The organism is Peribacillus frigoritolerans (assembly GCF_040250305.1).
Lineage (GTDB): Bacteria > Bacillota > Bacilli > Bacillales > DSM-1321 > Peribacillus.
The window spans coordinates 1,719,093-1,739,717 of record NZ_CP158190.1 but is presented as its reverse complement, the minus strand read 5'-3'; the positions used below and the strand labels follow the sequence as shown (position 1 = coordinate 1,739,717).

The following is a 20,625-nucleotide window of genomic DNA, read 5'->3' as shown; positions in this document are numbered from 1 at the left end:
TAACAGCTCGCGGTAATCATCCATCTCTTAAACAATTACATCATGATCTGTGGATTTAAATCTATTGAAATCTGCAGCTGATTCTGAGCGGTTTCTTTTTGGTAATGCTCCAAAAGTGTGCGTAAATGCAGATTCAGGTCCGGCTCTCGTTTGTATTTTATCAGACATTGATAGCGATATCTATTGTTGATTCGACTAATGGGCGAAGCAACCGGACCTAGTACGATAGAATCCCGATTCAATCGTGAGCCTAAATAATTCGTGATTTTCTCAGTAACACTCACTGTCTTCATTAAATCTTCATGTGAAACGGTTATAAGGACAACATAATAATAGGGAGGGTAATGACTTTGCCTCCTTAGATGCATCTCCCGTTCATAAAAAGCATCATAATCCTGAAAGGCAGAAAGCTCGATGCTATAGTGCTCAGGTGTATAGGTTTGGATGACCACTTCTCCCGGAAGCTGATGACGTCCTGCCCTTCCGCTGACCTGTGTCAGCAGCTGGAATGTCTTTTCCGAAGAACGGAAATCAGGCAGATGCAGCATCGTATCAGCTGAAAGGACTCCAACAAGGGTGATATTAGGAAAATCAAGGCCCTTGGCAATCATTTGGGTGCCTAACAATATATCGGCCTTCCCTTCACCAAAGGCATTCAGCAACCGCTCATGTGAACCCTTCTTACTCGTCGTGTCAACATCCATCCGTATGACCCGTGCTTCAGGGAGGATTTTCGCAAGCTCTTCTTCAACCTTTTGAGTGCCTGTACCGAAAAACCTTATATGTTCACTTTCACATTCAGGGCAAGCGGAAGGCATTCCCTCTTCAAAACCGCAATAATGGCATTTCATTATATCATTAAAGCGATGATATGTGAGTGAAATGTCACAATTAGGGCAGTTGATGACCAATCCGCAGCTTCGGCACATCACAAAGGAAGAATGCCCCCTTTTATTTAGCATCAGAACTGTTTGCTCCCCCTTCTCAAGCCGGTCTTTCAGCTTGGTAAAGAGCAGCTCCGAAAACATGGAACGATTTCCCGTTCTTAGTTCTTCGCGCATATCTACAATATCCACTGCTGGCAACGCATTTTTATTCATCCTCTGGCTAAGTGTCAATAATTTATAGACATTTTTCTTGGCTCGCGCAAAAGATTCAAGTGTAGGTGTCGCGCTGCCAAGAATAACCGGACACCTATATGATTTTGCTCTTTCAATGGCTACGTCCCTGGCGTGGTACCTTGGCGTTTCTTCTTGCTTATAACTGGATTCATGCTCTTCATCAATGATGACCAGCCCCAGGTTTTCAAAAGGGGCAAACACGGCGGAACGCGCGCCCACCACAACTTTTACTTCTTTACGGTGGATTTTCCGCCATTCATCATATTTTTCACCTACGGATAAACCGCTATGCATGACAGCTACCTGCTCCCCAAATCGTTCCTTAAACCTCTTCACCGTCTGTGGCGTTAAGGAGATTTCAGGTACAAGCATGATGGCCTCCTTCCCTTTTTCAATGACAGAGGCTATTGCCTGTAGATACACTTCCGTCTTTCCGCTGCCGGTTACACCATACAAAAGGAAGACATCATGTTCATCTTGATGTATTTTCTTGTGGATGGGCTTCAATGCAGCTGCTTGTTCAGCTGTAAGTGTAAAGGGAGTGGATTTTTCGAACACACGGTTTTCATAAGGATCACGGTATATTTCTTGATCCATTTCCGCCAAGGCCCCTTTTGACACTAGGGATTTGACGGTACCGCTTGATGTGTTCATCAATTCAAGCAATTCTTTTAACGGGATGGGTTCTTGATGTTCAATAAAGTATTGAAGGAGTTCCTGTTGTTTTTTTGCATTGCTTGACATGGCTGATGCCATTTCTTTCAGTTCCTTAGGGGAAAGCAAAGATTTTATGACACGGACTGTCTTCTTATTAAGTCGGTTTTTCACATTATATACGAGCTCAAGATTGCCATTTTGCATTTCCTTTTGGAAAAGGGAGGCGTTCTCCCCTTCAATCACGTCTTTCCAAGATATTGAATCATTTTTTCCGAAAAGGTTTTGAATGAAGGGAGGCAGCTGATCCTTTTTATCTTCAACGACTTTGATCACTTTTTCATACTTTGCTTTCATCGCTGCCGGAAGCATGGCCTGTAGCGCTGAAATTTTAAAACACATCGCCTCTTTGGTCAACCAGTCACCAAGCTGAAGCAATTCATCATTAAGGATGGGCTCCAAATCCATTGGTTCTTTTATATAGCGTAATTTCGCAAAGTTGCTTTTAGCTTTTAAGCCTGTAACGAATCCCTGAACCATTCTTGGACCGAATGGGACGATGACCCGCATTCCGGGTTTGATGACTTGGTTCCACTTTTCAGGTATGCGATAGTCGAATTCTCGATCCGTTTGTTTTGCAGGTACATCCACGATGACGGATGCTATATCCATATGACATCATTCCTTTTGCATGCGAGATACTTCTGCCAGGATGCTTTTAGCTATATCCGCTTTACTCATTTTTGGAAGTTCGGTCGCACTTCCATCTTTATCGTAAATAGTCACGATGTTCGTATCCGTTCCAAATCCTGCCCCTGGGGCGGTAACATTATTGGCAACGATCATATCTGCATTCTTTTTGGCTAATTTCCCTCTTGCGTATTCTTCAACATTGTTCGTTTCAGCCGCAAAGCCTACCAAGAACTGATGGGTTTTATTTTCACCGAGTTCCATGAGGATATCCTTTGTCCGTTCAAATTCAATCACATTTTCCCCTGGCTGCTTTTTCATCTTTTGAGCATGATAAATCTTCGGTTTATAGTCCGCCACTGCAGCTGTCATGATTACGACGTCACTGGAATCGAACTGATCGAATACCGCATCATACATATCTGCTGCTGATACCACTGGTATTACTTTGGCCTTGGAAGGTGGTGTCAAATTCACTGGGCCAGTGATCAATGTCACCTCAGCGCCCATTTCGATTGCCTTTTCGGCTAGGGCATAGCCCATTTTGCCGCTGGAATGATTCGTCATGTAACGCACGGGATCGATTGCTTCACGAGTCGGTCCTGCCGTTATCAAATATTTCTTTCCTTTAAGAGGCTGTTGGTGTGATTTGCGTTCATCGAAATATCGATTAAGATGTTCTACGATTGTTTCCGGTTCCTCCAATCGCCCTTTCCCTACATAACCGCAGGCCAAATACCCTTCACCCGGTTCAATGAATTGATATCCAAACGACCGAAGTGTCTCCATATTTTTTTGAACCGCTGGGTGGGCGTACATGTGCACGTTCATTGCCGGCGCAACCCAGACAGGCGCTTCCGTTGCCAGAAGTGTGGTCGTAATCATATCATCCGCGATTCCATTGGCTACCTTACCGATGACATTGGCTGTAGCTGGAGCCAACAGGATGATATCAGGCCAATCAGCCAAGTCGATGTGGGCAATGACTGATGAATCCTTCTCATCAAAAGTATCTGTATACACATCATTTCTCGAAAGTGCTTGAAAGGTGAGCGGCGTCACGAATTTACGTGCCGATTCACTCATGATCACTTTAACATGTGCACCTTCCTGAGTTAATTTACTTGTCAGGGCAGCAGCCTTATATACAGCAATCCCGCCGGTGACACAAAGAAGTACTTTTTTATCGATAAGCATGCAAATTTCCCCTAACTATACATTCTATTTTCTTCTAATTATGACGGAAAACCGAAAAAATTTCATTTGAAAATGCGCATACCATATGAATTTCCCTAAACATTCCATATCTCTGCCTGCTTTCATCAATGACTTCCGGACTTTTTAAAACCAAAACAAACAGGCCTGACACCTTGGCCGCAGGAAGGAAGCACTTTCCAAATGTAACGCTCCTGTTTGCTTTAGGGTGTCAGGCCCGATAGGTCAAGCTATGTGTTCTTTTAGTTTTCCTCGTAAGAATTATCGTAAGTCAATTTACCGGAATGAATCTCTTCAAGGGCACGCCCTACTGATTTATGGGAAACCGGTTTCGTTACGAGGCAATTATCTTTAATTTGCATTTCCCTGGCACGCTTAGCTGCCACTGATACAAGTGAGTATTTTGAATCGATTTTAAGTAATAGAGAATCAATTGATGGATATAACATAATTTATTCCGCCTCCAACATTTTTTTATATAGAACAGCAACTCTTTCCCGACGGCAATGCTCGGCTATTACAATTGCATTAATTCTAGCACATGCGGCATCCACATGATCATTTTCAACAACATAATCATACAGATCCATAAGTTCTATTTCTTCCTTGGCCACTTTCATCCGTCCTTTTATCGCTTCCTCCGTCTCGGTTCCGCGAGTAACGATGCGGCTTTCGAGTTCGGTCAAACTCGGAGGAGCAAGGAAAATGAAAAGTCCTTCAGGGAATTTCTCCCGGACCTGTTTAGCTCCTTGAACTTCAATTTCCAGAAATACATCTTTTCCGGAATCGATTGTTTCACGGACATAATCCACGGGTGTTCCATAATAATTACCGACGAACTCAGCATATTCCAGCAATTTGCCTTCTTCGATCAGTGCTTCGAATTCCTCGCGTTTTTTGAAGAAATAGTCCACTCCGTCCACTTCACCATGGCGAGGCAGCCGTGTGGTCATCGAAATCGAATATTCGAATGCCGTTCCTGGCTGAGAAAAAATCGCCTTTCTTACAGTTCCTTTACCAACGCCGGATGGACCGGACAAAACGATTAATAAACCTTTTTCTCTCATATTGTTTCAGTTACCCCTCTTCTACGCTGTCATCTCTATCTTGAAGCCGTGCGGCAACCGTTTCCGGTTGAACGGCAGATAAGATAACATGGTCGCTGTCTGTAATTATAACGGCCCTAGTCCTTCTACCATATGTAGCATCTATTAAGGATCCGCGGTCCCGGGCATCTTGGATGATCCTTTTGATCGGAGCCGATTCAGGGCTCACGATGGATACGATCCGGTTTGCGGAAACGATATTCCCAAAACCAATATTAATGAGCTTAATTGACATTTTTGTCCCCCATTCATATCTATTGTCACCTTGTTAGGTTCATCATAAACCGACTACTCGATATTTTGAACCTGTTCCTTTAATTTTTCAAGCAGACTTTTCATTTCCACCACTTCTTTGGTAATGGCTGAATCATTTGCCTTTGATCCAATCGTATTGACTTCCCTATTCATTTCCTGGACAAGGAAGTCGAGTTTCCTTCCAATTGGTTCACTATGGGTAAGCGTCCTTGAAAATTGCTGTACATGGCTATCGAGTCTGGTCAGTTCTTCATTTATATCACATTTATCAGCAAAAATGGCCGCTTCTGTCACAATGCGGCTGTCTTCGATCAATCCTTCAGTCAACTCTGCCAGTTTGATTTCCAAGCGGGCTTTATATTTTTCGACGACTGAAGGTGCATGAATTTTGACACCTGCTACAATCTCACCAAACTTTTCAAGCTGGCGTTTCATGTCCAAGGCCAGTTCCTGACCTTCCAGATTCCGCATTTTTTTCAGATTTTCCAATGCTCCCGTGACAGCCTTCAATAACAGGGATTCCAAATCGGCAGGAACCGCAGGTACTTCCTCGGTTATGAAAATCGATTCAAGTTGCAGCATATCCTGTAATGTAATGGAACTTTCCAGATTGTATTTTCCCTTGACATCTTCCATCAATCCCACATACTGATCAGCAAGATCCCAATCGATCTTCACCTTTTTGGAAACCAGGCTCTCACCTTCAACTGTAATGAAGATTTCCACCCGTCCCCTTCTTATGTATTGATTCGCCTTCTTCTTCACCTTTTCTTCCAAAACCAAAAGCTGGCGCGGCATTCGAATCGTATATTCACAAAAACGATGGTTCACGGTCTTAATTTCAGCAAAAACCTTGACCTGTTCGTTTTCCGCTTCTTCTCTTCCATAGCCCGTCATACTGGTAACCATGGTTCCACATCCTATCAAACATAATGTAGTAATTTAGCCTTTAACATTCATTATATATTAGCTACAGCACGAAAACTTTAGCTCACAAATAAAATACTACAAAAATAAAAAGGCAATAGAGCAAGACTCTACCACCTTAAAGATTATATCATATATCATTGTGCTTTTCTTGCTAAAAAGGTTCCAGCCAGTAAAAAAGTTGGAATGGATGCCATTCCTATTACTAATAGCCAATCCCTTCCCGAAATCGGTACCGTATGAAAGATTGTTTGTAAAGGCTGCACATACATGACGGCTACCATCAATAATAGGGAAGATAATACCGCCCCCACTAGATAAAGGTTGCCGAATGGATTTCTCGAGAAGATCGAACGTTCACTTCGGCAATCGAATACATGTATAAGCTGAGCCAGTACCAAGGTAGCGAAAGCAATCGTTTGTGCATAAGCAAGGTTTTCCGGATTTGCACGATATACAACATAAAATGCGATCAATGTAGAAACCCCGATCAGAAAACCGCGTGAGATGATCTTCCAGCCAAGCCCTCTTCCAAAAACACCTTCATTGGCATTTCTTGGATTTCTTTTCATTACATCTTCTTCGGCGGCATCCAGGCCCAACGCCATCGCGGGCAGTCCGTCAGTTACAAGGTTCACGAATAAGATCTGGATTGGTATCAAAGGTAAAGGCAAGGCACATAGCATCGCAAAAAACATGACCAAGATCTCCCCCACATTGGAAGCAAGCAGATAACGGATGAACTTCCTGATGTTTTCATAAATATTCCTGCCTTCTTTGATGGCCGATTTAATTGTGGCAAAATTATCATCAACCAATATCAAGGAAGAAGCTTCCTTCGCGACATCAGTACCCGTGATGCCCATGGATATACCAATGTCCGCTGATTTTATTGCAGGGGCATCATTGACTCCATCCCCTGTCATTGCAACGACATGTCCTTTATTTTGCAAGGCTTTTACGATTTTCAACTTATGTTCCGGGGAAACGCGGGCAAATACCGAAACACTTTCAACAACTTCCTCAAGTTCCCCGACATCCATGTCCGCCAATTGCCGTCCTTCAAGTACACGGTCTTTTCCTTTTAAAATACCAAGTTCTTTAGCTATTGCCTTTGCGGTTATTACATGGTCGCCAGTAATCATGACAGTTTTGATCCCGGCATCCCGGCATTCCTTAACTGCCTGCTTCACCTCCGGACGCGGGGGATCGATCATGCCCTGCAGTCCCATGAAAGTCAAATTGCGCTCAGCTTCGGTTTCTTGAAGCAAAATCGTTCCTTTTGAAAGGGGTTTATAACCAACAGCAATCATTCTAAGTGCCTGCGAGGCAAGCTCATTCATGTCCTGCTGTACCCTTTCCTTACTCTCCCGATTTAATATTTCCGACCTTCCTTCCCAAAGAATCGTATCGGACTGGGCGATCAATACGTCAGGGGCCCCTTTTGCGATTACAAAATGATTATCTTTATCATCCTTCACTATGACACTCATCATTTTGCGGCTCGAGTCAAACGGAAACTCCTTGACTATCGTAAACCTCTTAGACAGGTGTTCCCTCGTCAATCCCGCTTTCATTGCCGCAACCAACATCGCCCCTTCTGTCGGATCACCGTCTAAAATATATTGTTTACCATTCTCCTTTAACTCAGCCTTGTTACAGAGCATGCCAAATGTAATTATTTGCAGCAATGCATTATGGTTTCTCGGGGCAACGGAAACTCCCTCTAAAGAAAACTCTCCGACAGGTTTATAACCAGTACCGCTGACATCCCAAATTTTCCCTCCACTCCAAACCTTCGTCACCGTCATTTTGTTTTGGGTCAGTGTTCCTGTCTTATCTGAGCAAATCACCGTTGCGCAGCCTAGCGTTTCTACGGCAGGAAGTTTGCGGACAATCGCTTTTTGTTTGATCATTCGCTGAACGCCTAAAGACAAGGCTACAGTCACAATGGCTGGCAAGCCTTCGGGAATCGCCGCAACAGCCAATGATACCCCGGCCAAAAACATCGTATAAAGGTCATGCCCTTGAATGACACCAGTCAGGACCACGATTACAGTTAATATTAAAGCCGTGACGATCAAAATTTTGCCTAGCTGCTCCAACCTCCGCTGTAGCGGTGTTTCTTTTGTTTCTGCAGTCTGCAGGAGATCCGCAATCTTGCCCATCGCCGTATCCATACCTGTAGCGGTTACGATTCCGACTCCATTTCCTCTTGTCACCATCGTTCCCATAAAAGCCATATTTTCCTGATCACCGATACCTTCGACTTCATTCATCAATGGATCGGAACATTTAACGGCCGGGAGTGACTCGCCAGTAAGTGCCGACTCTTCTATTTCAAGGCTTGAATGGTCGACGATCCGTAAATCGGCACCAATTCGGTCACCGCTCGAAAACTTCAGGATATCCCCCACAACGACTTCTTTCGATGGGATTTTCAACCACTGTCCCCCACGAAGCACGTTAACTTGCGGCGCGGCCATTTCCTTTAGGGCATCCAAGGATTTTTCTGCCTTCCGTTCTTGAAAAAAACCAAGTAATCCATTCAAAAAAACAATCGCCATGATGGCAATCGCATCGATATATTCACCCAATATCCCGGAGACCAATGTCGCGGCAAGTAAAACTATGACCATGAAATCTTTGAATTGGGCGAAGAATAAAAGAATGGCAGACTGTTTTTCTCCTTCCTTCAATTCGTTAAAGCCATGCTTTCGCAGCCTGTCCTTTACTTCATCATCGTCCAAACCGTGTGTAACGTTTGTTTGAAGCGCTTTCTCCATTTCTTGATTATTCATTTCCTTGAACTCCATCAAGTATCACACATCCCTTTGAATAGAATGAAATAGGCTCCTGTATACATCTCAACAGGCGCTTTTTGCTTTACCCATCCAACACCTGCCTGCTTACCGATACATAAAACAACCTGCTCTTCTTCCATGATTATTCAGACTCGTCCAAAATAATGCTATAATTAAACAGAATTGCGCAAAGAAGAACGATGCGGATAATATAATGAATGAACGAGAGCTAATCATGATGGATGGTCAAATTTAGGATTAGTCTCAGGAACCTATAAAAATAGCATCCATTCAATATTCCCGAACGGCAGCTTCAGCTTTTCACCCAGTTCGGTTAAATTTGTGATTAGCTAAAATGGGGAGTCCTGATGCACTGATAACGCCTAGCAAAATGAGTATCTTAGAAAATCTTATGTAAAGGAAGTAAAAATAGAATGTCATTTGATGGATTATTTACGAAAGCGATGACGGAAGAAATCGCTTCTATATTAAAAGGTGGACGAATCAATAAGGTACATCAGCCTTATAAAAATGAAGTAATACTGGTTATTCGTGCTGGAGGTAAGAACCATAAGCTCTTATTGTCAGCCCACCCAAGTTATTCGAGGGTGCAAATGACCGAGGAAAGCTATGAAAATCCCAAAGAAGCACCCATGTTCTGCATGCTTCTTAGGAAGCACCTCGAAGGCTACACGATAGAAAATATTTATCAATATGAACTTGATAGGATGATCATTTTTGAAGTGAAGGGCCGCAATGAGCTTGGTGATGTCTCCCAAAAGCAGTTAATCATCGAAATCATGGGGCGTCACAGCAACATTGTTTTAGTCGATAAAGAACGGAATATGATTTTGGACAGCATTAAGCATGTTTCACATGCAGTAAACAGTTATCGGGCGATATTGCCCGGCCAGGAATATAAGGCTCCACCCGCACAAGAAAAGAATAATCCCTTCGATGCTACCGAGGACAATATCAGGAAGAATATCGACTTCAATGCAGGAAAGCTGGATCGACAGCTTGTTGCCAATTTTTCCGGAGTTTCGCCATTAGTTGCAAAGGAAGCCGTCTACCGGGCTGGACTTGCCAACAGCACGACCCTTCCTTCAGCATTTTTAAGTATTATCCAGGAAATCTCGGAGCAGAAGTATGCCGCCACGATCAAACAAGATGGAAATAAAGAAGTTTTTTATATGCTTTCACTACAGCATCTGACTGGCAATCAACGTACGTTTTCTTCATTGAGCGAGATGCTCGACCGCTATTACTTCGGAAAGGCAGAAAGAGATCGGGTTAAGCAAAAGAGCCAGGATGTAGAACGTTTCATTACGAATGAAATCGAAAAGAACTCAAAAAAAATCGGGAAGCTCGAACGTACATTAAAAGATACGGAACGCGGGGAACAGTATCAGTTGTTCGGTGAGCTGCTTACAGCTAATCTATATCAAATGAAAAAAGGCATGAAGGAAATAGAAGTCGTCAATTATTATGATGAAGATCAAAGTATGGTCACCATCCCGCTTGACCCTTTAAAAAATCCATCAGATAATGCACAAAAGTACTTCTCCAGATACCAAAAGTCCAAAAATGCAGTCGGAGTCGTCCAGGAACAAATCGAAAAAACAAAATTGGAATTGGCCTACTTTGAAGCCTTGCATCAGCAGCTTCAATCAGCGTCACCCAGAGATATAGAGGAGATTCGCGAAGAACTTCAGGAAGAAGGATACATTCGGCAAAAAAAGAAAAAAGGCATGAAAAAACCTGCAAATGCAAAACCGCAGCTTGAAACATATTATGCTACAGATGGAGATCTCATTTTTGTCGGAAAGAATAATAAACAAAATGATTACCTAACCAATAAGTTTGCACGCCGTGATGAAATATGGCTTCATACCAAAGATATACCTGGCTCACATGTTGTGATTCGAAATGAAGCGCCAAGTGAAGAAACGATAAAAGAGGCAGCCGTATTAGCAGCTTTCTTCAGTAAAGCTAAGCAATCGAGCTCAGTGCCCGTTGACTTCACACAAGTTCGCCATGTTAAGAAACCGAATGGTTCCAAGCCCGGGTTCGTGATCTATGAGCAGCAGCAGACCGTATATATTACACCTGATGCCGATACCGTCATACGCTTAAAGGAAGCGGTAAAGGAGTAAAAAAATAGAGGCGGCCCAATCCTCCGTGATTGGGCCACCTCTATTTTCATGCTGAAATCCAAGCTGTATCAGCAGGATTCTCCCGCCATTTTTTTAGCTTTTCCAATTCATCTTCCGTGATGTACCCTTTTTCATTAGCGACTTTTATTAAAGTCGAGTAGTCACTCAACGAATGGTTAATAATGCCCTCAGCATCGAATTTTTCTTTTCCCTTTTCCAATTCATAAGTAAAGATCGAAACGACTCCTAGAACATCACATCCTGCTTCCTTCAGCGCGTTAACAGCAGTAATTACACTTCCGCCGGTTGAAATCAAGTCTTCCACAACCACCACTTTTTGTCCTGGAACGGCGCGGCCTTCGATTTGATTGCCCTTTCCGTGCTCCTTGGCTTTGGATCGAACATAGCACATCGGTGCATTTAATTTTTCACTCACCCAAGCTGCATGCGGAATGCCGGCAGTTGCTGTGCCTGCAATCAGTTCAGCCTCAGGGAAGTGCTGTTCAATCAATCCTTTCAATCCTTCCGCTATTTCATTGCGAACCTCTGGGTATGAAAGGGTTAAGCGGTTGTCACAATAAATGGGTGATTGAATTCCAGATGCCCAAGTAAATGGGTCATTCGGCTGTAGGTACACTGCTTTTATTTCCAAAAGATGTTCAGCTATCTTATTATTTAACATGATATTCCCTCCCAAGCTGCTTTCATATCCAAATACGCCCTTAATGGATCTTCCGCCCCCGTTATGGCTCTTCCTACAACGATGGCATCCGCTCCAAATTCCCTAGCCTGTTCAGGCGTGGCAATTCTCTTTTGATCATGCGTCTGTCCTCCTGCATTTCGGATTCCAGGTGTGACCGTTAAAAATTCATGACCGATGCGTTCATGTATGTTCTTTACTTCATGGGTGGAACAGACGACGCCATCCAAACCTGCCTGTTTAGTAAGTTTTGCATAATGGAGGACCGAATCCTCCAGAGATCCGGCAATGTTTTGCTCAACATTCATTTGTTCTTGTGACGTGCTCGTCAGTTGGGTAACCCCTATGCATAATGGACGCTTTTTACCAGCGGAAGTTCCCTTATCCAGGCCTTCGATGGCTGCTTCCATCATCTTTTGGCCACCCGCCGCATGTACATTGACCATGTCGGCACCTAAAGTTGCCAATCCTGTCATGGCCATTTTGACCGTATTCGGAATATCATGAAGCTTCAAGTCCAAAAACACATCGTGGCCTTGCTCTTTTACGAAAGAGATTATTGATGGTCCATTCTGATAAAATAATTCCATCCCCACTTTTACAGCCAGTTTTTCCGAGTGGAACTGTTTTAGGAATTTCTCCGTTTTAATGAAGTCAGGGAAATCAAGAGCGATAATTAGTGACTGTTTCATTCTGCTTCCAGCTCCTTCCGGTACATTCTGAAATATGGTCAAATCCCAGCTCATCCAACAATTTCGGTAATTCTTCAATGATGGTCGGGCATACAAAGGGATCCACGAAGTTCGCGGTTCCCACCGCAACAGCACTGGCACCCGCATAGAAAAATTCAATGACGTCTTCCGCTGTAGCGATGCCGCCCATTCCGATTATTGGAATCGACACTTGCTGGCTTACCTCATAAATCATCCGGAGCGCAACAGGTTTTATTGCAGGGCCAGATAAACCTCCCGTTCTGTTCGAAAGAATCGGTTTACCAGTCTTTAAATCCAACCGCATGCCGACTAATGTATTTATCATTGTCAGCCCGTCGGCCCCGCCTTCTTCTACAGCTTTGGCCATTTCCACAATATCACTGACATTCGGTGAAAGCTTCACATATACAGGAACGGAAGATACTTCCTTGACCGCCTTGGTTACTTCTTTGGCAACTTCCGGTACCGTACCGAAAGCTATGCCTCCTTCTTTTACATTCGGACAAGAGATATTCAATTCAAGTGCTTTTACATTCCCGACCTTGCTTATTTCCCTGGCAACCTTTACATAGTCTGCTATTTGAGAACCTGCAACGTTGGCGATGATGGGAACATCATACCCACCTAGCCAGGCCAGTTCTTCACTGATGACCTTTTCTAAACCTGGATTCTGCAGACCGATGGCGTTCAACATTCCCGAAGAGGTTTCCGCAACACGCGGAGTAGGGTTACCGAACCTCGGCTCAGGGGTGGTCGCTTTGATCATGATCGCCCCAAGAATATCCAAGTCGAAAAATTGACTGTATTCACGGCCGAATCCAAAGCATCCAGATGCTGGCATGACTGGATTTTTCAAATGTAATCCTGGTAATTCAACTGAAAGCCTGCTCATAGTACCACCTCTCCTGCCCGGAATACGGGTCCATCGCTGCATACCTTTTTATAACTGAAACCAGTGGGATCATCCCCTGTATGACACACGCAGGCAAAGCATGCACCGATGCCGCAGCCCATCCTTTCCTCGAGGGACAGGTAAAGCTTTTTCTCACGATAGCCCGCTTCCAACGCTCTTAACATTGGTGTAGGCCCGCAGGAAAAGATCGTTGCAAATTCTTGCTCCAGGTTGTCTATTACAGTCGTAACAAATCCTCTTGTCCCATATGAACCATCCACCGTGGCTATATGGGTATCACCCAATTCACTGAATTCTTTTTCGTAAAAGATGGCGGACTTGGTCTGGAAGCCCAATACATGGATTACCTTTACACCTTTCGCAACCAACATCTGTGATAGTTGATACAGGGGCGGGACACCAATCCCGCCGCCAACCAATAATGCCGTTTCTCCCTTTTTGGCCTCATGAACGGGAAATCCGTTGCCAAGGGGTCCAAGAATATCGACCGCTTCCGCCTCTTTACGCTGTGATAACAGCGTCGTTCCTTTCCCTTCAGCCCGGTATATCATCGTGAACTGTTTTTCACTGCTGTTGTAAGAAGAAATTGAAATCGGGCGTCTTAACAATGGCTCAGTGCCTTCTGTAGTCTTGACCTGGACAAACTGGCCTGGTTGCTTCATCTCTGAAACTAATTCACCTTGCAGAGTAAGTTCAAAGATGGATGGGGCCAGCTCCTTATGATTTAACACCTTCATTCGTTCCTTCTTGATCATATATAGCTCACCTCACGACTTTTTTCCGTTTTTCCCATTGCTTCTGCCGAGAAGGTCATGGATTCTATCACTCTTAAAATAGCTTCTGCCGTATCAAGTGATGTTAAGCATGTCACTCCATTTTCAACCGATTCACGTCGGATTCTGAAACCATCCCGGGCCGGCTGCTTGCCTTTTGTCAAAGTATTTATGACAAATTGCGCTTCCCCGTTCCGGATAACATCCAGCAGGTTTGTACCTTCTTCGCCAATTTTACCGACAATCGCAGTCGGGATGCCCGATTGCTGCAATAGGGCCGCAGTTCCGCTGGTGGCTATCAGCTTGAAACCGATATTGTGGAAACGTCTTGCTAAAAGTAGCGCTTCTTGCTTATCTTTATCCGATATCGTCAATAACACCGAACCATGCCCCTTAATTTTGAAGCCGGAAGCAACCAATCCTTTATATAAAGCCTTTTCAAGGGTGCTATCTTTCCCCATTACTTCACCAGTCGATTTCATTTCAGGTCCGAGAGAAATGTCCACGCCTCTTAATTTTGCAAAAGAGAAGACCGGAACTTTCACAAAGACCCCAGTTTGTTCTGGCACTAACCCAGATTTGTAACCTTGGCTTTCTAGTGTGTGGCCCAAGATGACCTTCGTGGCTAAGTTAGCCATCGGCACATTCGTAATTTTACTTAAGAATGGAACGGTCCGGCTCGAACGTGGATTTACTTCAATTACATACACTTCTTCGTTGCTGATGACATATTGAATGTTCAAAAGACCAATTATATTCAATCCTTTTGCCAATCGGGTCGTATAGTCGATGATTACTTCTTTTTGTTTTTCCGTTAAATTTTGCGGCGGATAAACTGCAATCGAATCACCTGAATGGACGCCGGCACGTTCGATATGCTCCATGATTCCAGGGATAACGACCGTTTCACCATCGGAAATACCATCGACTTCGATTTCCTTACCCGTTAAGTAGCGGTCTATCAGGACAGGATGGTCCGGATTTATTTTCACGGCATTTTTCATGTAATGCAGCAATTCTTCTTGTTTATAGACGATTTCCATCGCTCTTCCTCCGAGAACATACGATGGCCTTACTAAAACAGGGTAACCAATATCTTCAGCGATGACGATCGCTTCATCAACCGATGTTGCGGTTTTACCCTTTGGCTGCGGAATGCCTAAATCCTTAAGTGCTTTTTCAAATTTATTGCGATTTTCCGCCCTATCCAGGTCTTCAAGTGAAGTACCTAGGATTTTCACTCCTCTTTCAACTAGTCCATCTGCAAGGTTGATTGCTGTCTGTCCGCCAAACTGGACGATGACCCCTTCCGGTTTTTCCAAATCGATGACATGCATGACATCTTCAATAGTCAATGGTTCGAAATAAAGTTTGTCGGAGATACTGAAATCCGTCGAAACTGTTTCGGGATTGTTGTTGATGATGATCGCTTCATATCCCGCTTCTTTAATGGCCCATACCGAATGTACGGTCGCATAATCAAACTCTACTCCTTGCCCGATCCGAATTGGACCTGATCCCAGAACAATGACACTTTTCTTGTCGGTAACGATGGATTCATTCTCATCTTCATATGTCCCATAAAAATACGGTGTTTCCGATTCGAATTCGGCAGCACATGTATCAACCATTTTGTAAACAGGGATGATTCCTTGCTGTTTCCGGTACTCATAGACGTCAATTTCGGGAACTTCCCATATTTCCGCGATCGTTTTGTCAGAAAACCCTAGTTCTTTAGCCTTTTGCAATACTTCACAATCAAATGAATGTTCTTTAAGCTGCTTTTCAAAGTCGATTATCTTTTTCAACTTATGCAAGAAGAATAAATCGATCTGGCTCCATTCATGAATGGTTTCGATCGTTTTGCCCCTTCTTATAGCTTCACCGATATAGAATAACCGTTCATCTCCGGCTTTTCGGATCCGTTTCTCTATTTTTTCATCCTCAAACTCGTCATTCAAGTTAAGATGGTATATACCCGCTTCAAGGGAACGGACAGCTTTTAAGATGGATTCCTCGAATGTACGGCCAATTGCCATGACTTCTCCGGTCGCCTTCATTTGGGTCCCAAGTCTACGGTTGGCGCTTTCGAACTTATCGAAAGGCCAGCGCGGAATTTTCGTAACGACATAGTCCAGTGCCGGTTCAAAGCTGGCATAGGTTTTGCCTGTGACAGGGTTCATCATTTCATCTAGCGTCAAACCAACGGCTATCTTTGCTGCTAGCTTTGCAATTGGATACCCAGTAGCTTTTGAAGCAAGTGCCGAAGAACGGCTGACCCTTGGGTTCACTTCAATGACATAATATTGATAGCTGTTTGGGTCTAGCGCAAGCTGAACATTACATCCACCTTCAATTTTCAAGGCCCGGATAATCTTCAAAGACGTATTTCGAAGCATTTGATACTCTCTGTCACTTAATGTTTGGCTTGGTGCCGCAACTATTGAATCGCCTGTATGGACACCGACAGGATCGAAGTTTTCCATATTACAAACGACTATTGCATTATCATTGGAATCACGCATCACTTCATATTCCACTTCTTTGAAACCGGCAATGCTCTTCTCAAGCAGACATTGGTGAACCGGACTGCTTTTCAGGCCACCCTCAACGATCTCGATAAGCTGCTCTTCGTTATCACAAATCCCACCGCCTGTTCCGCCAAGCGTGAAGGCTGGACGAACAATGACCGGATAGCCGACTCGTTCAACGAATGTATAAGCTTCTTCCAAGTTATGAATAATGTCGCTGTCAGGCACTGGTTCCCCAAGATCGTTCATTAGCGTACGGAAAAGGTCACGGTCTTCCGCTTGTTGGATAGCCGAAAGTTTGGTACCAAGAATCTGGACATTGCATTCCTCCAGGATTCCTGATTCGGCAAGCTCAACGGCCATGTTCAAGCCAGTCTGTCCGCCCAAGGTAGGTAACAGTGCATCCGGGCGCTCTTTACGAATGATTTTGCTGACAAATTCCAATGTGATCGGTTCGATATAAACCGCGTCAGCCATTTCAGTGTCTGTCATGATTGTAGCAGGGTTAGAGTTAATCAGGATCACTCGATAACCTTCTTCTTTTAAGGCTATACACGCTTGGGTTCCTGCATAATCGAACTCGGCGGCCTGTCCGATGACGATCGGACCGGAACCAATTACTAGGATGCTTTTTATATCAGTGCGTTTTGGCATGTTTTTTCCCCCTTGTTGGTTGCAGCTTCAATCATTGGTAAGAATTCATTGAATAAGTAGTTGGCATCTTCCGGACCTGGTGATGCTTCCGGGTGATATTGTACGGTGAAAGCCGGATACTTTTTATGGCGCAGACCTTCAATCGTATCGTCATTCAATGCTGTATGTGTCACAATAAGATCTGTACTTTCTATGGAAAGCTCTTCAACTGTATATCCATGATTTTGAGATGTGATGGATACTTTTCCGGTACGAAGGTCCCTAACCGGATGATTCGAACCTCGATGGCCGAATTTTAATTTTGCTGTATCCGCCCCGTTTGCAAGTGCGAATAATTGATGTCCTAAACAGATTCCGAATAACGGCACTTGCGTTTGGATTGTACGGATCATTTCGAGCGTCTCATGAACACTTTTCGGATCTCCAGGACCGTTTGAAAGCATCACGCCATCCGGATGATATTGCATCACTTCTTCGGCCGTGACGTTATAAGGCACAACCACGACATCACAGCCGCGCTTCGTCAACTCACGTAAAATCCCGTGCTTCATGCCGTAGTCTACAAGAACTACCCGCGGGCCTCTGCCCGGGCTGGAATAAGGTGCTTTTGTTGAAACCTGTTTTACCTGATTAGAAGGAATCACCGTTGCTTTCAATTGGGAAACCACTTCATTTGCATCTTTATTGATATTGCAAAGCGCCCCTTTAAGTGCACCTGATTTCCTGATGATTCTTGTCAGCTTTCTCGTATCTATTCCGCTTATTCCAGGTATGTTCTTCATTTTCAGATATTCATCTAGTGATAATTGGTTTCGCCAGTTGGAAGGAAGTTCTGCTGTTTCCTTAACGACGAATCCTGCTATGGCTGGATTGATGGATTCAAAGTCATCCCGGTTTATCCCGTAGTTCCCGATTAATGGATACGTAAGTGTAACGATTTGACCGCAATACGATGGATCGGATAGAATCTCTTGGTATCCCGTCATTCCTGTGTTAAAAACGACTTCACCTATTTTTTCTACGTCCCCTCCAAATGCTTCCCCAAGGAATACTGTCCCATCTTCTAAAATTAGCTGTCTTTTCATCCTTGAACACGTCCTTTTTCCCAAGCTATTTTTCCTTCTGCAATCGTCATGACTGGCCAGCCATAACATTTCTTTTCATTAAAAGGTGTATTTTTCCCTTTTGAAGCAAACTCTTCAGCATTGATTTCTCTTTCCGTTTCCAAATCGATGAGCACGATATCCGCCGTAGCACCTTCTTTTAGCTCTCCATAAGGAAGGGAGAAACTTTCAGATGGTTTAATTGTCATGAAATCGATCAATTGCTTTAATGTTATGACGCCCTTTTTAACCAATTCGGTGTAAAGCAGTGGGAAGGCCGTTTCCAATCCTACTATTCCGAAAGGAGCCAGCTGCATCCCCTGTGCCTTTTCCTCTGCCGCATGCGGGGCATGGTCTGTTGCTATAAAATCGATGGTTCCGTCAAGCAGTCCTTCAATCAACGCGTCCCGATCTTCACGGCCCCTTAATGGCGGGTTCATTTTATAATTCGTATCAAGTCCCGGTATATCATCTTCACACAATAATAAGTGATGCGGTGTAACTTCGGCTGTAACTCGGATACCTGCACGTTTTGCATCCCTTACCGTCCTTACCGATTCCTTAGTAGATATATGGCACACGTGATAATGGCAGTCCGCCGCTTCGGCAAGAAGGATATCCCGGGCAATATGTACAGCTTCACATACGGACGGAATTCCATTGATCCCCTGTTCTTTTGAGAATCTTCCTTCATGGACGGAGCCTTTATTGATTAAGCTATTGTCTTCACAATGAGCAACTATGGCCATATCTTGAGCGGCTGCCCGTTTCATCGCTTCCAGCATCATCCCGGCTTCTTGAATTCCTACGCCATCGTCCGTAAAGGCGAAAGCACCCGTTTGTTTTAATGAAGAAAAGTCAGTCAGCTCCTTGCCTGCTTCCCTTATCGTAATGGATGCATATGGGAGTACCCTGACATGAGCCGTTTCTTCAATCTTCCTGTTAAGCGCCTCAAGGTTCTCCACTGTATCAGGAACTGGCCTTGTATTCGGCATCGCCGCTACCGTAGTGAAACCGCCTCTTGCCGCTGCAAGTGTCCCGCTTGCGATTGTTTCTTTATGTTCACCGCCCGGTTCACGTAGATGGACATGCAGGTCAACAAATCCTGATGTAATAAGTAACCCTTCAGCGTCAACTACGTTACAATTTTCCGTTGCCAAGTTCTCGCCGATTTTTGTGATAACCTTGCCTTCCATTTCAATGTCCGCTTTTTTGAATGAGTTTTGATTATCTAGCAATACTCCATTTTTGATTACTGTTTTCATGAATGTTTCCCCCTTCGGATTGTTCAAGCACATTTTTTAATACGGCCATTCTAATGAACACGCCATTCTCCATTTGTTTGAAAATTCTTGAGCGGCTGCATTCGACTAAATCACTGTCTATTTCAACACCGCGGTTTATTGGTGCAGGATGCATGATGATCGCATCCGGTTTCATATTTTTTTCACGTTGTTTGGTCAGGCCGAAACTTTCCAGATACTCTCCATTTTCCTGATCGTATTTTTCAACATGCCTTTCATGCTGTATTCTGAGCAGCATGACCACATCTGCTGTAGCTACCGCATGATCGATGTCTTCATACCTTCCTAAACTGTTTGTTGTGTCAAACCATTCAGGAGGACCCGAAAATACGACATTCGCTCCTAAACGGGTTAATGCTTCTGCATTCGATTTTGCAACCCGACTATGCATCACATCACCGATTATCGCAATCTTCAGACCTTTGAAACTTTTAAACTCTTGTTTTATTGTCAATAAGTCCAGTAATGATTGGGTTGGGTGATTTCCGCAGCCATCCCCTGCATTGATTATTGGAATCCCGATCTTCTCATTCAATTCGTCAAAATAATTATCCTGTTCATGACGGATGATCAAGGCATTTACACCTATTGCTTCTAACGTTCTAACAGTGTCATATAAGGTTTCGCCTTTTAACACGGATGATGTACCCGCATCAAAAGGAATGACCTCAAGACCCAGTTTTCTTTCAGCCATTTCAAAGCTTGATTTTGTACGTGTGCTTGGTTCAAAGAAGAGATTGGCAACTGTAGTCTGCTGTTTTGGATTCCAGCTGGATCCGTTGGCAAAACCCTCTGCCTCATGTAAAATTCTTTCAATTTCAGTCAAAGTCAATTCTTTCATGGTCAATAATTTTTTCATCGATCCTGCTCCTTTCACATTTGTGATGCGGGGCATAAAAAACACCCCGCCATTAAGGACAGGGTGTAGGTCATAAAGATTGTGAGGACACGGAATGGTTTTACTCTTTATCCCGTTCTCATTCATCTTTACAGCAACACCCTTTTA

Annotated in this window: 17 protein-coding genes; 1 reads left to right on the top strand and 16 read right to left on the bottom strand. The window is 43.9% G+C overall.

The window, feature by feature from the left end; translation table 11 throughout:
- Nucleotides 1-35: 35 nt before the first annotated feature.
- The 8 genes from priA to ABOA58_RS08585 form a co-directional block, all read right to left on the bottom strand.
- Nucleotides 36-2,447 carry a primosomal protein N' gene (priA, locus tag ABOA58_RS08620; protein WP_350301972.1) on the bottom strand — a complete coding sequence of 804 codons (2,412 nt, stop codon included), beginning with the start codon at nucleotides 2,445-2,447 and terminating at the stop codon, nucleotides 36-38.
- 6 nt (nucleotides 2,448-2,453) lie between these two features.
- Entirely contained in the window at nucleotides 2,454-3,662 is a 1,209-nt protein-coding gene (gene coaBC, locus ABOA58_RS08615; protein ID WP_350301971.1) for a bifunctional phosphopantothenoylcysteine decarboxylase/phosphopantothenate--cysteine ligase CoaBC, read from the bottom strand.
- A 260-nt stretch (nucleotides 3,663-3,922) separates the two neighbouring features.
- A complete protein-coding gene (gene rpoZ / locus ABOA58_RS08610; RefSeq protein ID WP_098371057.1) occupies nucleotides 3,923-4,129 on the bottom strand; it encodes a DNA-directed RNA polymerase subunit omega in 207 nt (68 codons plus the stop codon).
- A gap of 3 nt (nucleotides 4,130-4,132) precedes the next feature.
- The gene (gene gmk / locus ABOA58_RS08605; RefSeq protein ID WP_034313809.1) at nucleotides 4,133-4,747 is read right to left on the bottom strand and encodes a guanylate kinase; all 615 of its coding nucleotides are present in this window, start codon (nucleotides 4,745-4,747) and stop codon (nucleotides 4,133-4,135) included.
- Nucleotides 4,748-4,757: 10 nt separating this feature from the next.
- Nucleotides 4,758-5,021 carry an extracellular matrix/biofilm regulator RemA gene (gene remA / locus ABOA58_RS08600; protein ID WP_034313813.1) on the bottom strand — a complete coding sequence of 88 codons (264 nt, stop codon included), beginning with the start codon at nucleotides 5,019-5,021 and terminating at the stop codon, nucleotides 4,758-4,760.
- 53 nt (nucleotides 5,022-5,074) lie between these two features.
- Nucleotides 5,075-5,950, bottom strand: coding sequence for a YicC/YloC family endoribonuclease (locus ABOA58_RS08595; protein ID WP_350301970.1), 876 nt, complete (start codon nucleotides 5,948-5,950; stop codon nucleotides 5,075-5,077).
- A 155-nt stretch (nucleotides 5,951-6,105) separates the two neighbouring features.
- Nucleotides 6,106-8,784, bottom strand: a complete 2,679-nt coding sequence (locus ABOA58_RS08590; RefSeq protein ID WP_350302825.1) for a cation-translocating P-type ATPase — start codon at nucleotides 8,782-8,784, stop codon at nucleotides 6,106-6,108.
- A complete protein-coding gene (locus ABOA58_RS08585) occupies nucleotides 8,784-8,912 on the bottom strand; it encodes a hypothetical protein (protein ID WP_260357047.1) in 129 nt (42 codons plus the stop codon). Before ABOA58_RS08585 ends, ABOA58_RS08590 begins: the two co-directional genes overlap by 1 nt.
- Before the next feature lie 294 nt (nucleotides 8,913-9,206).
- Here ABOA58_RS08585 and ABOA58_RS08580 point away from each other — a divergent pair, with 294 nt between their 5' ends.
- Entirely contained in the window at nucleotides 9,207-10,928 is a 1,722-nt protein-coding gene (locus tag ABOA58_RS08580; protein WP_350301969.1) for an Rqc2 family fibronectin-binding protein, read from the top strand.
- A gap of 46 nt (nucleotides 10,929-10,974) precedes the next feature.
- Here ABOA58_RS08580 and pyrE read toward each other — a convergent pair whose 3' ends face one another.
- From pyrE to ABOA58_RS08540, 8 genes are read right to left on the bottom strand one after another with little or no spacing between them, the layout of a single operon-like run.
- Nucleotides 10,975-11,610 (bottom strand): orotate phosphoribosyltransferase, encoded by a 636-nt coding sequence (gene pyrE, locus ABOA58_RS08575; RefSeq protein ID WP_350301968.1) that lies wholly within the window; start codon nucleotides 11,608-11,610, stop codon nucleotides 10,975-10,977.
- Nucleotides 11,604-12,320: an orotidine-5'-phosphate decarboxylase gene (gene pyrF / locus ABOA58_RS08570; RefSeq protein WP_350301967.1), complete on the bottom strand. Its 717-nt coding sequence runs from the start codon at nucleotides 12,318-12,320 to the stop codon at nucleotides 11,604-11,606. Before pyrF ends, pyrE begins: the two co-directional genes overlap by 7 nt.
- Nucleotides 12,292-13,233, bottom strand: coding sequence for a dihydroorotate dehydrogenase (locus ABOA58_RS08565; RefSeq protein WP_101224602.1), 942 nt, complete (start codon nucleotides 13,231-13,233; stop codon nucleotides 12,292-12,294). The genes pyrF and ABOA58_RS08565 overlap by 29 nt, the downstream gene beginning before the upstream one ends.
- The gene (locus tag ABOA58_RS08560; RefSeq protein WP_350301966.1) at nucleotides 13,230-14,009 is read right to left on the bottom strand and encodes a dihydroorotate dehydrogenase electron transfer subunit; all 780 of its coding nucleotides are present in this window, start codon (nucleotides 14,007-14,009) and stop codon (nucleotides 13,230-13,232) included. The genes ABOA58_RS08565 and ABOA58_RS08560 overlap by 4 nt, the downstream gene beginning before the upstream one ends.
- Nucleotides 14,006-17,212, bottom strand: a complete 3,207-nt coding sequence (carB, locus tag ABOA58_RS08555; protein WP_350301965.1) for a carbamoyl-phosphate synthase large subunit — start codon at nucleotides 17,210-17,212, stop codon at nucleotides 14,006-14,008. The genes ABOA58_RS08560 and carB overlap by 4 nt, the downstream gene beginning before the upstream one ends.
- On the bottom strand, nucleotides 17,191-18,297 hold the full coding sequence (locus ABOA58_RS08550) for a carbamoyl phosphate synthase small subunit (protein WP_350301964.1): 1,107 nt from the start codon (nucleotides 18,295-18,297) through the stop codon (nucleotides 17,191-17,193). The genes carB and ABOA58_RS08550 overlap by 22 nt, the downstream gene beginning before the upstream one ends.
- The gene (locus ABOA58_RS08545; RefSeq protein WP_350301963.1) at nucleotides 18,294-19,580 is read right to left on the bottom strand and encodes a dihydroorotase; all 1,287 of its coding nucleotides are present in this window, start codon (nucleotides 19,578-19,580) and stop codon (nucleotides 18,294-18,296) included. Before ABOA58_RS08545 ends, ABOA58_RS08550 begins: the two co-directional genes overlap by 4 nt.
- A complete protein-coding gene (locus ABOA58_RS08540; protein ID WP_350301962.1) occupies nucleotides 19,543-20,478 on the bottom strand; it encodes an aspartate carbamoyltransferase catalytic subunit in 936 nt (311 codons plus the stop codon). Before ABOA58_RS08540 ends, ABOA58_RS08545 begins: the two co-directional genes overlap by 38 nt.
- Between the last annotated feature and the right edge of the window lie 147 nt (nucleotides 20,479-20,625).

Excerpts from the sequence above, each read along its gene's own strand:
- priA (WP_350301972.1), bottom strand. The coding sequence starts at position 2,447 with ATGGATATAGCATCCGTCATCGTGGATGTACCTGCAAAACAAACGGAT.
- coaBC (WP_350301971.1), bottom strand. The coding sequence starts at position 3,662 with ATGCTTATCGATAAAAAAGTACTTCTTTGTGTCACCGGCGGGATTGCT.
- rpoZ (WP_098371057.1), bottom strand. The coding sequence starts at position 4,129 with ATGTTATATCCATCAATTGATTCTCTATTACTTAAAATCGATTCAAAA.
- gmk (WP_034313809.1), bottom strand. The coding sequence starts at position 4,747 with ATGAGAGAAAAAGGTTTATTAATCGTTTTGTCCGGTCCATCCGGCGTT.
- remA (WP_034313813.1), bottom strand. The coding sequence starts at position 5,021 with ATGTCAATTAAGCTCATTAATATTGGTTTTGGGAATATCGTTTCCGCA.
- ABOA58_RS08595 (WP_350301970.1), bottom strand. The coding sequence starts at position 5,950 with ATGGTTACCAGTATGACGGGCTATGGAAGAGAAGAAGCGGAAAACGAA.
- ABOA58_RS08590 (WP_350302825.1), bottom strand. The coding sequence starts at position 8,784 with ATGGAGTTCAAGGAAATGAATAATCAAGAAATGGAGAAAGCGCTTCAA.
- ABOA58_RS08585 (WP_260357047.1), bottom strand. The coding sequence starts at position 8,912 with ATGGAAGAAGAGCAGGTTGTTTTATGTATCGGTAAGCAGGCAGGTGTT.
- ABOA58_RS08580 (WP_350301969.1), top strand. The coding sequence starts at position 9,207 with ATGTCATTTGATGGATTATTTACGAAAGCGATGACGGAAGAAATCGCT.
- pyrE (WP_350301968.1), bottom strand. The coding sequence starts at position 11,610 with ATGTTAAATAATAAGATAGCTGAACATCTTTTGGAAATAAAAGCAGTG.
- pyrF (WP_350301967.1), bottom strand. The coding sequence starts at position 12,320 with ATGAAACAGTCACTAATTATCGCTCTTGATTTCCCTGACTTCATTAAA.
- ABOA58_RS08565 (WP_101224602.1), bottom strand. The coding sequence starts at position 13,233 with ATGAGCAGGCTTTCAGTTGAATTACCAGGATTACATTTGAAAAATCCA.
- ABOA58_RS08560 (WP_350301966.1), bottom strand. The coding sequence starts at position 14,009 with ATGATCAAGAAGGAACGAATGAAGGTGTTAAATCATAAGGAGCTGGCC.
- carB (WP_350301965.1), bottom strand. The coding sequence starts at position 17,212 with ATGCCAAAACGCACTGATATAAAAAGCATCCTAGTAATTGGTTCCGGT.
- ABOA58_RS08550 (WP_350301964.1), bottom strand. The coding sequence starts at position 18,297 with ATGAAAAGACAGCTAATTTTAGAAGATGGGACAGTATTCCTTGGGGAA.
- ABOA58_RS08545 (WP_350301963.1), bottom strand. The coding sequence starts at position 19,580 with ATGAAAACAGTAATCAAAAATGGAGTATTGCTAGATAATCAAAACTCA.
- ABOA58_RS08540 (WP_350301962.1), bottom strand. The coding sequence starts at position 20,478 with ATGAAAAAATTATTGACCATGAAAGAATTGACTTTGACTGAAATTGAA.